The 13,020-nt window shown below is 69.0% G+C and carries 12 protein-coding genes; 7 read left to right on the top strand and 5 right to left on the bottom strand.

Features of this window, described 5'->3' with window-relative positions; genetic code table 11:
- Nucleotides 1-52: 52 nt before the first annotated feature.
- From AC4BGC_RS16110 to AC4BGC_RS16080, 7 genes are all read left to right on the top strand, one after another.
- Nucleotides 53-475: a nuclear transport factor 2 family protein gene (locus AC4BGC_RS16110; protein ID WP_490556610.1), complete on the top strand. Its 423-nt coding sequence runs from the start codon at nucleotides 53-55 to the stop codon at nucleotides 473-475.
- A 6-nt stretch (nucleotides 476-481) separates the two neighbouring features.
- Nucleotides 482-955, top strand: coding sequence for a nitroreductase/quinone reductase family protein (locus AC4BGC_RS16105; RefSeq protein ID WP_490547428.1), 474 nt, complete (start codon nucleotides 482-484; stop codon nucleotides 953-955).
- A 132-nt stretch (nucleotides 956-1,087) separates the two neighbouring features.
- Complete coding sequence (locus AC4BGC_RS16100) at nucleotides 1,088-2,065, top strand: ABC transporter permease (protein WP_490547429.1); 978 nt, start codon at nucleotides 1,088-1,090, stop codon at nucleotides 2,063-2,065.
- 53 nt (nucleotides 2,066-2,118) lie between these two features.
- On the top strand, nucleotides 2,119-3,882 hold the full coding sequence (locus AC4BGC_RS16095) for an ABC transporter substrate-binding protein (protein ID WP_490547430.1): 1,764 nt from the start codon (nucleotides 2,119-2,121) through the stop codon (nucleotides 3,880-3,882).
- Nucleotides 3,883-3,987: 105 nt separating this feature from the next.
- The gene (locus AC4BGC_RS16090) at nucleotides 3,988-5,001 is read left to right on the top strand and encodes an ABC transporter permease (RefSeq protein WP_490556609.1); all 1,014 of its coding nucleotides are present in this window, start codon (nucleotides 3,988-3,990) and stop codon (nucleotides 4,999-5,001) included.
- The gene (locus AC4BGC_RS16085; protein WP_490556608.1) at nucleotides 4,998-6,065 is read left to right on the top strand and encodes an ABC transporter ATP-binding protein; all 1,068 of its coding nucleotides are present in this window, start codon (nucleotides 4,998-5,000) and stop codon (nucleotides 6,063-6,065) included. The genes AC4BGC_RS16090 and AC4BGC_RS16085 overlap by 4 nt, the downstream gene beginning before the upstream one ends.
- Nucleotides 6,062-7,162 carry an ABC transporter ATP-binding protein gene (locus AC4BGC_RS16080; protein WP_490556607.1) on the top strand — a complete coding sequence of 367 codons (1,101 nt, stop codon included), beginning with the start codon at nucleotides 6,062-6,064 and terminating at the stop codon, nucleotides 7,160-7,162. The genes AC4BGC_RS16085 and AC4BGC_RS16080 overlap by 4 nt, the downstream gene beginning before the upstream one ends.
- 3 nt (nucleotides 7,163-7,165) lie before the next feature.
- Here AC4BGC_RS16080 and AC4BGC_RS16075 read toward each other — a convergent pair whose 3' ends face one another.
- The 5 genes from AC4BGC_RS16075 to AC4BGC_RS16055 form a co-directional block, all read right to left on the bottom strand.
- A complete protein-coding gene (locus tag AC4BGC_RS16075; protein WP_490556606.1) occupies nucleotides 7,166-8,194 on the bottom strand; it encodes a LacI family DNA-binding transcriptional regulator in 1,029 nt (342 codons plus the stop codon).
- A 52-nt stretch (nucleotides 8,195-8,246) separates the two neighbouring features.
- A complete protein-coding gene (locus AC4BGC_RS16070) occupies nucleotides 8,247-9,629 on the bottom strand; it encodes a GH1 family beta-glucosidase (protein ID WP_490556605.1) in 1,383 nt (460 codons plus the stop codon).
- Between the two features lie 5 nt (nucleotides 9,630-9,634).
- Nucleotides 9,635-10,570, bottom strand: coding sequence for a carbohydrate ABC transporter permease (locus tag AC4BGC_RS16065; RefSeq protein WP_490556604.1), 936 nt, complete (start codon nucleotides 10,568-10,570; stop codon nucleotides 9,635-9,637).
- Nucleotides 10,567-11,529, bottom strand: a complete 963-nt coding sequence (locus AC4BGC_RS16060; protein WP_490547437.1) for a carbohydrate ABC transporter permease — start codon at nucleotides 11,527-11,529, stop codon at nucleotides 10,567-10,569. Before AC4BGC_RS16060 ends, AC4BGC_RS16065 begins: the two co-directional genes overlap by 4 nt.
- A 105-nt stretch (nucleotides 11,530-11,634) precedes the next feature.
- Nucleotides 11,635-13,008, bottom strand: coding sequence for an ABC transporter substrate-binding protein (locus tag AC4BGC_RS16055; RefSeq protein WP_490556603.1), 1,374 nt, complete (start codon nucleotides 13,006-13,008; stop codon nucleotides 11,635-11,637).
- Between the last annotated feature and the right edge of the window lie 12 nt (nucleotides 13,009-13,020).

The following is a 13,020-nucleotide window of genomic DNA, read 5'->3' as shown; positions in this document are numbered from 1 at the left end:
TGAGCTGGTCGAAATATAGAACGTGTTTCAGTTCTCTGCCAGAGTGCAGCCTGTGGACCTGACCCAGATCTCCGACCGCCTCGAGATCGAGGCACTGCTCACCCGCTACACCCGCGCGATCGACACGGGGGAGTGGGACCGACTCGACGAGGTGTTCACCCCCGACGCCGAGATCGACTACACGGCCAGCGGCGGCATCGCGGGCACGTACGACGCCGTGAAGCCCTGGCTCGCGGAGATGCTCCCGATCTTCCCCAGCCGGATGCACCAGCTCGGACAGGTCGACAGCCAGGTCGACGGCGACGAGGCGACCGTGGCGGCGTACTTCTACAACCCGATGACGCTCCCGCAGCAGGACGGCACCGAGCTGGTGGTCGAGTTCGCCGGGATCTACCACCACCACCTGGTCCGTACGCCGCACGGCTGGCGTTCGCGCTCGCTGGTGGAGCAGGTCGTCCTCAAGCGCGGGCTGTAGCGGCCGGTGGACACCAAGCCCGAAGGACTCGACGGCGAGCTCGCCCGCAAGGTGATCAAGGTGCTCGCGGCCGGCAACGTCCGGGTCTACCGGCTGACCCGCGGCCGGATCGGCGGCACCTGGCGCGTCGGGGCCGCCTGGCGCAACCCGGTCCCGATCTGCCTCGTCGAGCACCGTGGGCGCAGGACCGGCCGGCTGCGGACCACGCCGTTGGTCTACCTGCGCGACGGCGACGACCTGGTGGTGGTCGCCTCGCAGGCCGGGCGCCCCCAGCACCCGCTGTGGTACCTCAACCTGCTCGCGGACCCCGACGTGACCGTGCAGGTGCGTGGGGAGCGCCTGCCGATGCGGGCCCACACCGCCGACGAGCAGGAGCGCGCGGTGCTGTGGCCACGGCTGGTCGAGCTCTACAGCGACTACGCCAGCTACCAGTCCTGGACCGAGCGGGAGATCCCCGTCGTGGTGCTCAGACCCAGATAGTTCCCGGTTCGCGTCACGATTCGGCAACGGCAGGCACGGCCTCTTGACCCGTCGCGGCGACGGGAGAAGGTTGTAATCGGCCACCGCACGGGGGGCTGCTGAGCCGCTTCCTGGGAGGTCACCCTGAGCACGTTGGACGACCCGAGGGCGGGCCAAGCCGATCCCGAGGCAGTGCTGGTCGGGGAGAAGGCGATCGAAGGCCGCTCCCTGACCCAGATCGCGTGGGGCAGGCTGCGCCGCGACAAGGTCGCGCTGGCCGGCGGTGTGTTCATCGTGCTGCTCGTGCTGGTGGCGATCTGCGCGCCCCTGATCGTCAAGATCACCGGCGGTCCGCCCAACGAGTACCACCAGGACCTGCTCGACCCGTTCATCCCCAACATCCCGGCCGGCAGCTTCGGCGGGATGAGCTGGGAGCACCCGATGGGCCTGGAGACGGTCAACGGTCGCGACATCTTCAGCCGGGTCATCTACGGCGCCCGCATCTCCCTGCTGATCGCGATCCTGGCCACGTTCGTCTCGGTCGCCATCGGCACCACGGTCGGCATCGTCGCCGGGTTCTTCGGCGGCTGGGTGGACGCGGTGCTCAGCCGGATCATGGACATCTTCCTGGCGTTCCCGATCCTGGTCTTCGCGATCGCGCTCTCCGGCGTCTTCCCCGACAACGCCTTCGGCATGTCGGGACTGACGCTGCGGCTGGTGCTGCTGATCTTCGTGATCGGCCTGTTCAACTGGCCCTACATCGGTCGCATCGTGCGCGGGCAGACCATCTCGCTGCGCGAGCGGGAGTACGTCGAGGCCGCCCGCAGCCTGGGAGCGCGGCGGCCCTACATCCTGTTCACCGAGCTGCTGCCCAACCTGCTCGCGCCGATCCTCGTCTACTCGACGCTGATCATCCCGACCAACATCCTCTTCGAGGCGGCGTTGTCCTTCCTCGGGGTCGGCGTACCGCCGCCGACGGCGACCTGGGGCGGGATGCTCTCGGACGCCGTCGGCTTCTACACGGTCCCGCACTTCATGCTCTGGCCCGGGCTGGCGATCTTCGCCACCGTGATGGCCTTCAACCTCTTCGGGGACGGGCTGCGCGATGCCTTCGACCCCAGGAGCCGGTGACCCGTCCGGTACCAGAACTGCCGCAATCCCGCGGTCGACAGAAAGGTAAGTGAATGCGGATCAAGCACAGGAGAGTGATGGTGGCCCTGGCCACCGTCGCGGCACTCGGACTGAGTGCGTGCGGCAGCGGTTCCGACGACGGCGGCGGCAGCTCCGCGCCCAAGCTGGACAACAAGGGGCTGGACTCCGTGGTGAGCCCGTCGGACGCCAAGGGCGGAACTCTGAAGATGGGTCTGGGCTCGGAGTGGGGCGACAGCACCATCGACCCCGGCGAGACCTACTACGGCTACTCGTGGGACATGGTCCGCAACTTCGCCCGCACCCTGGTGATGTTCAAGCCGGCGCCCGGCAAGCAGGGGCTCGAGCTTGTTCCCGACCTCGCCACCGACCTGGGCAAGTCCTCCGACGGTGGCAAGACCTGGACCTACACCCTCAAGGAGGGCCTGAAGTTCGAGGACGGCTCGCCGATCACCTCCAAGGACGTGGCGTACGCCGTGCTCCGCTCGACCGACACCACCACCTTCAAGACCGCGCCGCAGTACTTCAAGAGCATGCTCGACCTGCCGAAGGGCTACGACGGGGTCTACCGCAGCAAGGGCGCGGACACCACCTCCGCGATCGAGACGCCCGACGACTCCACGATCGTGTTCCACCTCAAGGAGGCGTTCGCCGGGTTCGACTACATGGCCCAGCTGCCGCAGACCGCTCCGGTCCCGCAGGCCAAGGACACCGGCGCGAAGTACAAGTCCCACGTGATCTCGTCAGGCCCGTACATGTTCGACGGCAACTTCGACGCGGCCACCGGCTTCAAGCTGGTGCGCAACCCCAACTGGGACCCTGCGACCGACGAGAACCGCAAGGCACTGCCTGACGTGATCGACGTCAAGACGAGCATGGAGCCCGACGACCTGGACAACCAGCTGATCGCGGGGACCATCGACGTCGACGTGGCCGGCACGGGTGTCCAGCCCGCCGCGCTGCCCAAGGTCCTCAAGGACAAGGACCTGATGGCGCGTGCGGACAACCCCACGATCGCGCGTCTCTGGTACACCTCGATCGTCCCGACGGTGGCACCCTTCGACAACATCGACTGCCGCAAGGCCGTCATGTACGCGATGAGCCCCACGTCGTACCAGAACGCCTACGGCGGCAAGTTCGCCGGCGGCGAGCTCGCTACGACCGTGATGCCTCCGATGATCCCGGGCTACGAGGACGTCGACCTCTACGGCCAGAAGAAGAACCCCAACGGCCAGGCGGACAAGGCCAAGGCAGCTCTGAAGGACTGCGGTCAGCCCGACGGGTTCGAGACCACGATGGGCTACCGCGCCGAGCGTTCGAAGGAGAAGGCCACGGCCGAGGCCTTCCAGGACTCGCTGGGCAAGGTCGGGATCAAGGTGTCCCTCAAGCCGCTCCCCGAGGGCGACTACTTCTCCTCGACCTGCGGCCTTCCGTCGTACCTGGTCAAGAACAAGATCGGCCTGTGCACCAACGGCTGGGGCGCCGACTGGAACGACGGCTTCGGCTTCCTGTCCCAGATCGTCGACAGCCGGGTCATCACGCCCACGGGTGGTTCCTCGAACCTCTCGGTGCGGATCCCCGAGGTGGACGCGCTGCTGGACAAGGCATCGGTCGAGCCCGACGAGGCCGCTCGCAACAAGATGTGGGGCGAGATCGACAAGCGGGTGATGGAGGAGGCAGTCATCTACCCGGGCGTCTACGCCAAGGCGGTGCTGCTGCGGTCGAAGAAGGCGACGAACGTGTTCGTCAACGACGCCTTCGGCTACTACGACTACACCGCCATGGGTGTGAAGCAGTAACCGTTCCACCTCCGCACCCACGACACCGAGAGTTGGTGAGGGCGTAGGAGGGCGGTCCCGGCCCGGGCACGACCCGGGTCGGGACCGCCCCTCCCAGCCGAGAACGTGATCAGCTACATCATCCGGCGCCTGGTCGCCGCGGCCGGTCTCGTGATCGTGATCAGCATGATCACCTTCGCGATCTTCTACCTGATGCCGCGGCTCGCCGGCGCGACCCCGGAGACCCTTGCCGCGCGGTACGTCGGCAAGGCGCCCAACACCGGCACCATCAGCGACGTGGCGAAGAGCCTCGGCTTCTACGACCCCATCCACGTGCAGTACTGGAACTGGATCAAGGGAGTCGTCGGCGGCACCACCTACAACTACGGCGCCGGCGTGGAGAACTGCCCGGCGCCGTGCCTGGGCTACTCCTTCCGCAGCAGTGAGGCCGTGCTCCCCGACATCCTGCGCCGGTTCCCGGTGACGCTGTCCCTGGCCATCGGCGCCGCGATCATCTGGGTCGTGGTCGGCGTGGCCACCGGCGTGCTCTCCGCGCTGCGGCGCGGTTCGGTCTTCGACCGGGCCGCGATGACCGTGGCCCTGGCCGGCGTCTCGCTGCCGATCTTCTGGACCGGCCTGATCTCGCTGGCCTTCTTCAGCTACAACCTGGGCTGGACGCCGCCGGGTGCGTCGTACACCAGCCTCACCGACAACCCGCTCAAGTGGGCCCACGCACTGCTGCTGCCCTGGATCACGTTGGCGCTGCTGTTCTCGGCCCAGTACGCCCGGCTGACCCGCGCCGGCATGCTCGAGGTGATGGGCGAGGACTACATCCGCACCGCCCGGGCCAAGGGCCTCCCCGAGCGCACCGTCGTGGTCAAGCACGGGCTGCGCTCGGCCCTGACCCCGGTGCTGACGATCTTCGGCCTCGACTTCGGGCTGCTCATCGGTGGCGCGGTGCTCACCGAGACCGTGTTCGGCCTGCCCGGCCTCGGCCAGCTGGCGATCACCTCGGTGAAGAACAACGACCTCCCGCCGGTGCTGGCCGTCGTCCTGGTCACGGCGGTCTTCGTGGCACTGTGCAACCTGGTCGTCGACCTGCTGTACGCCGTGATCGACCCGAGAGTGAGGACCCGATGACCACCCTGACCCCCCAGCTCTCCGGGACGGACGGCGCCACCGACCGGCCGTACCTCGACGTGAACGACCTGCAGGTGCACTTCGCCACCGACGACGGGGTGGTCAAGTCGGTCGACGGGCTCTCCTTCAGCGTCGAGCGCGGCAAGACCCTCGGCATCGTGGGGGAGTCCGGCTCGGGCAAGTCGGTGACCAGCATGGCCGTGATGGGCCTGCACACCGCGAGCAACGCCCGCCTCTCCGGCTCGATCAAGCTCGACGGGCAGGAGCTCGTCGGCACCGACACCGAGACGATCCGGCTGCTGCGCGGCAAGAAGATGGCGATGATCTTCCAGGACCCGCTGTCCTCGATGCACCCGCTCTACACGGTCGGCAACCAGATCATCGAGGCCTACCGGATCCACCACAAGGTCTCGAAGAAGGTGGCCCGCGCCCACGCCGTCGAGATGCTCGACCGGGTCGGCATCCCCGAGCCGCACCGGCGCGTGGACGCCTACCCGCACCAGTTCTCCGGCGGGATGCGTCAGCGGGCGATGATCGCGATGTCGCTGTCCTGCGATCCCGACCTGCTGATCGCCGATGAGCCGACCACGGCGCTCGACGTGACGGTCCAGGCGCAGATCCTGGACCTGCTGCGGGACCTCCAGAAGGAGTTCGACTCCGCGATCGTGATCATCACCCACGACCTCGGGGTGGTCGCTGAGCTCGCCGACGACATCTTGGTGATGTACGCCGGCCGCGCCGTGGAGTCCGGCACGGCCGAGCAGCTGTTCAACGAACCGCAGCATCCCTACACCTGGGGGCTGCTCGGCTCGATGCCCCGGTTCGACAAGGCCCCGACCGAGCGGCTGATGCCGATCAAGGGCACGCCCCCGAGCCTGATCCGGGTGCCGCAGGGCTGCGCCTTCAGCCCCCGCTGCGACTACGCCGACCAGGTCGGCTCGGTCACCAGGATCGAGCGTCCCGACCTGCTCGATGCCGGTGACGGCCATCTCGTCGCCTGCCACATGACACCCGCCGAGCGCCAGCGAGTCTGGGCTCAGGAAATCTCGCCGAGGATCTCGTGACCACTCCGACAGACCCGACCGCCCCGGACGCCCACGTCGTACCCCGGCACGCGGCACGTACGGCCGACCGCCCCCAGGACGACCTGCTCGTCGTGGAGAACCTCGTCAAGCACTTCCCGATCAAGAGCGGCCTGCTGGGCCGGTCGAGCAGCGCGGTCCAGGCGGTCGACGGCGTCAGCTTCGCCGTACGCCGCGGGGAGACGTTCTCGATCGTCGGGGAGTCGGGCTGCGGCAAGAGCACCACGGCCCGGCTGGTCACCCGGCTGCTCGAGCCGACCTCGGGCGAGATCGCCTTCGAGGGCCGCGACATCAGCCATCTCTCCGACGGCAAGATGCGCCCGCTGCGCCGCGACATCCAGATGATCTTCCAGGACCCGTACTCCTCGCTGAACCCGCGGCACACGGTCGGCAAGATCGTCGGCGCCCCGTTCCGGCTCCAGGGGGTGGAGCCCGAGGGCGGCCGGAAGAAGGCGGTCCAGGAGCTCCTCGAGACCGTCGGGCTGAGCCCGGAGCACTACAACCGCTACCCGCACGAGTTCTCCGGGGGCCAGCGGCAGCGCATCGGCATCGCCCGCACCCTGGCGCTCAAGCCCAAGCTGATCGTGGCCGACGAGCCGGTCTCGGCCCTCGACGTCTCGATCCAGGCGCAGGTGGTGAACCTGCTCGAGGACCTCCAGGAGGAGCTGGACCTCACCTACGTGATGATCGCGCACGACCTCTCCGTGGTCCGCCACGTCTCGGACCGGGTCGCGGTGATGTACCTCGGCAAGATCGTGGAGATCGGTGACCGCGACGACCTCTACGAGCGGCCCCGGCACCCCTACACGGTGGCGATGCTGTCGGCGGTCCCCGTCCCCGACACCCGGCGCCGGCACCAGCGCGCGCGGATCCGCCTCGAGGGGGACGTGCCGAGCCCGATCAACCCACCACCGGGGTGCCGGTTCCACACCCGCTGCTGGAAGGCGCAGGACATCTGCCGCACCCAGGAGCCGCCGCTGCTGCAGATCGGTGCCGCGCCGACCAGCGAGCACCGGGTGGCCTGCCACTTCCCGGTGGACGAGCAGGAGAGCACGGCAGCGGTCGGCATCTCGGGGTGAGGATCAGGCCGCGGGCCCGTCGGGCGGGACCGTGGTCGAGTGCCGCAGCACGAGCTGGGTCGACAGCACCACCTCCGCCTCGGGTGGCTGGCGCCCGCCCATCAGGTCGACCAGGATCTGGGCGCCCCGGCGACCGAGCTCCTGGGCCGGCTGGGCCACGGTGGTGAGGTCGAAGAAGCCGGACATCTCGTGGTCGTCGATCCCCACCACCGACATGTCCTCGGGCACGCTGACCCCGTGGGTGCGCAACGCGTGGATGGCGCCGATGGCCATCTCGTCGGAGGCGGCGAAGACCGCGGTGGGCCGGTGCTTCGCCGCCAGCAGCTGGGGACAGGCCTCCAGCCCGCCCCGGGCCGAGAAGTCGCCGGTGACCTCCCAGTCGGGGTCGATCGCGAGCCCGGCCCGTGCCATCGCCGCTCGGTAGCCCTCGAGTCGTTCCCGGGGCGCGGCGAAGGCCAGTCCCTGGTGCTCGGGGTCGGGGGTGCCGCCGAGGTGGGCGATCCGCCGGTGGCCGAGGTCGATCAGGTGCTGCACCGCCGTGCTCGCAGCGAGCACGTCGTCGATGCGCGTCGAGGGCCAGCCGGGCACCGCCCCGCCGACCGCGACGGTGGGGGACCCGGACCGGGCCAGGGACGCGATCTCGCTCGGCGTCGGCCGCAGCGCCAGCACCATCACCGCGTCGACCCGCTTGCTCGACAGGTGCGTGGTGAAGAGCCGGTGACGCATCGCCGGGTCGCCGGTGATGTCGTAGAGCAGCAGGTCGTAGCCCTCGTCGCGCAGCAGCTCCTCGGCCCCGTGGATGACCGAGCCGAAGAACCAGCGCGTCACGTTCGGCACCACCAGCCCCACGGTCCGGCTCTGGCCGCCGGCAAGGCTCGCCGCGTGCGGCGAGGCGGTGTACTCCATCCGGTCCGCGGCCGCCAGGACCCGAGCCCGGGTCTCCTCGGAGACGCGGGGGAGTCCGCGCAGGGCCCGCGAGACCGTGGCGGTGGAGACGCCGGCCTCACGGGCCACGTCCTTGATGCCGGTCATCGCCCCGGCGCCGACACAGCGGCCGGTCTCCTCGGTGACCGGCCCGTACCGGTCATCGTCCCCGCTCGGAGACGACCTTCGCGAGCCAGCGGTAGGACTGCTTCGGCGTACGGCGTAGCGACTCGCGGTCGACGTGCACGATGCCGAAGTTCTGGGTGTAGCCGTGCGACCACTCGAAGTTGTCCATCAGCGTCCACACCACATAGGAGCGTACATCGGCACCCGCCTCGCGGGCCGCGTCGATCGCTGCGAGGTGGGTGCGCAGGTAGTCCACCCGGTCCGCGTCGTCGACCGTCCCGTCGGCGAGCCGGTCGGTGTCGGGGAAGGCGGCGCCGTTCTCGGTGACGACCAGGGGCAGCTGCGTACGACGATGGGTCTCCACCAGCAGCTCGGTGAGGCCTGCCGGGTCGATCTCCCAGTCGATGGAGGTGCGGGGCTCGCGCGGCGTGAACCGGACGCCCTCGACCCCGGGGAACGCCTCGACCTCGGCGTCCCCGCCGCCGTCGACCTCTGCCGGGGCGTCCGGGTCCAGCACGTCCACCCGGGCGGGGGTGTAGTAGTTCACCCCGAGCCAGTCGGCCGAGCCGCGCACCAGGTCGAGGTCACCGGGACGGACCAGCTCGGGGTCCGCGAGCGACGGGGCGACGCGCAGCGTGCCGGCGTCGTAGGCGCCGTCGACCAGGGGGCCGAGCCAGATCCGGTTGCGGATCGCGTCCACGCCGTCGGCTCCCTCGGCGGCGGCCTCGCTGTCGGGCCAGACCGGGGTCAGGTTGAGCACGATGCCGACCGTGTCGGCTCCTGCCTCGCGCATCCGGGCGGCTGCCAGGCCGTGGCCGAGGAGGAGGTGGTGGGCGGCGCGGTGCGCCTGCGCGCCCACCGTCTTCCCCGGCGCGTGCCGCCCCGAGCCGTAGCCCAGGTAGGCCGCGCACCACGGCTCGTTGTGGGTGGCCCACACGGGCACGCGGTCGCCGAGGCGGTCGTGGACGAGCATCGCGTAGTCCGCGAACCGCTCGGCCGTCTCCCGCACCAGCCATCCGCCGCCGTCCTCGAGGGCCTGGGGCAGGTCCCAGTGGTAGAGCGTGGCCATCGGGGCGATGTCGCGGCGCAGGAGGTCGTCGACCAGCCGCTCGTAGTAGTCCAGGCCGGCCTGGTTGGCCGGTCCGGTGCCGGTCGGCTGGATCCTGGGCCAGGCGATGGAGAACCGGTAGTGGGCCACCCCCAGGCCCTCGACCAGGTCCACGTCGGGAGCCGGGTCGGGGTAGGAGGCACACGCCACGGTCCCGTCGGAGCCGTCCTGGATGGCACCGGGCACCTGGGTGTAGGTGTCCCAGATCGAGGGGCCCTTGCCGTCGGCGTCCGTGCCGCCCTCGATCTGGTACGCCGCGGTAGCGACCCCGAAGGTGAGGCGGCGGCCGTCGTCGAGTCCTGTGACCACGCAGCTCAGCCCTTGACGCTGCCGGCGAGCAGCCCGCGCAGGAAGAACCGCTGCAGGCTGAAGAAGACGATCAGCGGGACCACCAGCGACACGAAGGCCCCAGCCGAGAGCAGGTGCCAGTCGGCGCCGCGGGTGCCGGAGAGCTCGGCGAGCCGCACGGTCAGCGGCGAGACGTCGAGGTTTCCGCCGCCGAAGACCAGCGCCACCAGGAGGTCGTTCCAGACCCACAGGAACTGGAAGATGCCGAACGCGGCGATGGCAGGGACCATCAGCGGCAGCATGATCCGGGTGAAGATCCGGACGTGCCCGGCTCCGTCGACCCGGGCTGCCTCGACGAGCTCAGCGGGGATCTCGCGCATGAAGTTGTGCAGCAGGTAGATCGCGAGCGGCAGCGCGAAGATCGTGTGCGAGAGCCAGATCGTGTAGAAGCCGCCACCCGGTGCCTCGGAGCCCGCCAGCGGCGGCAGGCCGAACGGCGGGGAGACGTAGAAGCTGAGCAGGGGGATCATCGTCACCTGGATCGGCACGATCTGCAGGGCGAAGACGGCGACGAACAAGAAGTTGCGGCCCGGGAAGTTCATCCACGCGAACGCGTACGCCGCCATCGAGGCCAGGGTGATCGGGATCAGCACGCTGGGGATCGTGATCACGATCGAGTTCACGAAGAACGTCGCCAGGTCGGTGTCGCTGCCGGTGAGGACCTCGCGATAGTTGTCCAGGGTCACCGCCGGGTCGGAGAAGAACGTCCACCACCCGCTGCCCTGGACGTCGGCCTCCGGCCGGAACGAGGAGATGAACAGCCCCAGGGTCGGGATGGTCCACACCGTGGCGATCACGATCGCGGCGAGGGAGGCCCACGGGGAGCTGAGCTTCTTGTGCGCCGTGTCGGCCGCAACACTGGCCCTGCCGGTGAGGGTCAAGGGCTCGGACGTGGCAGTCATCGTGCCTCCACCTGGCGAAGCTGACGGATGTTGTAGATCACGATCGGTGCGACCAGCAGGAACAGCAGCACGGCCAGCGCGGCACCGAGTCCGCTGTTGAACGAGCGGAAGCTCTGCACGTAGAACTCGTAGGCCACCACGCTGGTGTCGAAGTTGCCGCCGGTCGTGGTGCGGACGATGTCGAAGACCTTGAGGGTGGCGATGCTGATCGTGGTCAGGACCACGATCAGTGAGGGCCGGATCATCGGCACCGTGATGTGCCGGAACATCCGCAGCCCGCTCACGCCGTCGAGGCGGGCGGCCTCGATGATGTCCTCCGGGATGGCGCGGATGGCGGCCGAGAGGACGGTCATCGCGAAGCCGGCCTGGACCCAGATCATGATCACGATCAGGAACAGCGTGTTCCACGGCTCGGTGAGCAGGAACCGGTAGGTGTCGAGACCGACCAGCTTGAGCAGCTCGTTGAGCAGCCCGATCTGGGCGTTCTCCGAGGCGCGGTAGTCGTAGACGAACTTCCAGATGATCGACGCGCCCACCAGCGAGATCGCCATCGGCAGGAAGATCAGCGCCTTGGCCACCTTCTCGAAGCGGGACTTGTCCACGAGGATCGCGTAGACCAGGCCGATCAGGGTCGCCAGCACCGGCGTCACCACCACCCACACGGCGGTGTTGCGGAGCACGCCGAGCAGGTTCTTGTCGGTGAAGATTGCCTGGTAGTTCTCCAGGCCCACGAACGCGGTGGAGCCCGAGTCGCGGAACGACTCGTAGATCGTGCGCAGCCCGGGGTAGAGCAGGCCCAGGGCGATCATCAGGACCGCCGGGAGGATGAACGCCGCGGTCTGGAACCCCTCGCCGCGACGGCTCTTCACGCGGTCGGCGATCACCAGCACCGCCAGGACGACGCCGAGGAACAGCGCGATCACGATGACGAGCTGTAGGAACTTCTCAGCGGTCGACATGGGACGTCCTTCGGGATGCGGGGCCGGGCGGGCGAGGGGAACGATCGTGCGGAGCGAGCACCAGGGCCGGGCGCGGGGATGCCGGCCCGGCCCTGGTGCGTCAGCTCACTTCCAGGAGGACTCGATGTTGTCGAGGGTCTCCTTGGTGCTCTGCCCGGTGATCCAGGCAGTCATCTCCTTCCAGAAGGACCCGGCGCCGACGGCACCCGGCATCTGGTCGGATCCGTCGAAGCGGAACACTGCGTCCTTGTTCTGCAGCGTCTCGGCCGACAGCTTGTCGATCGGGCTGGCCAGGTTGGCCACGTCGAGGCCGGTGTTGGCGCTGACCCAGCCGCCATCCGTGGTCGCCTTCGCCTTCTCGTTGGCCCACGTGTCGGAGGACAGGTAGGTCTGGAACGCCGCGACCTCGGGCCGGTCGCTGAACGCCGCGACGAACTCGCCACCGCCGAGCACGGGGGAACCGAACTCGTCGCTGGTCGGGGGCAGGTAGAACGCGAACGCGTCGCCGTTCTCCGAGACGTCGGTGCCCTTGGGCCAGTTGGCCGCGTAGAAGCTCGCCTGGCGGTGCATGGCGCACTTGCCGTCGAGGATGGGCAGGCCGCCGGCCTGGAACTCGGTGGTTGCGATCGACTTCACGTCGCCGATGCCGCCGTTGACGTACTTGTCGTTCTTCAGGATCGCGCCGACGCGGTCCAGCGACTCCGCCAGGGCGGGGTCGTTGAACTTCGTCTTGTGGTTGACCCAGTCGTCGTAGGCGTCGGGGCCGGCGTCGCGCAGGACGACGTCCTCGAGCCAGTCGGTCAGCGGCCAGCCGGTGGCGTCACCGGATCCGATGCCGGCGCACCAGGGCTTGACCCCGCTCGCGGCGATCGTGTCGCTGAGCTTCACCATCTGGTCCCAGGTGGTGGGGACGGTCCAGCCCTTCTCCTTGAACATCGTGGGGGAGTACCAGACGAACGACTTCACGTTCGCGCCCAGGGGAGCGGCGTAGAACTTGCCGTCCACGGTGCCGTAGGTCTTCCAGTCCTCGCCGAAGAACTCGTCGACGTTGGTGCTCACGGTGTCGGGCGCCTCGACGACCTTCTTGGTGTCGGTCACCAGGGTCTTGAGCAGACCGGGCTGGGGCACGTAGGCGATGTCGGGCGGGTTGCCGCTCTTGACGCGGACGACGAGCTGGGCCTCGAACTCCTTGGAACCCTCGTAGACCACCTCCGCGCCGGTGCACTCGGTGAACAGCTTGTAGGAGTCCTTGTGGGACTTGTCCTCGGGCGCGACGATCGAGGTGTAGACCTTGACCTTCTTGCCGCTGAGGTCACCGAAGCTGGTCAGGCCCTCGCACTCGGCCTTGCCCTCGCCCGGCGACTTCCCGCTGGCGGACTTGCTGTCGCCGTCGTCACTCCCGCAGGCCGCGAGGCCCAGGCCGGCAGTGAGCAGCAGCGCCAGGGACGCGGCCCCTCGACGTGCAGTGGTTGTTCGCATGCTGGTGGCTCC

It is taken from the genome of Nocardioides sp. Z38_18 (genome assembly GCF_058215695.1).
The sequence above is the reverse complement of the archived record's forward strand: the minus strand, read 5'-3'. Positions and strand labels throughout refer to the sequence as shown.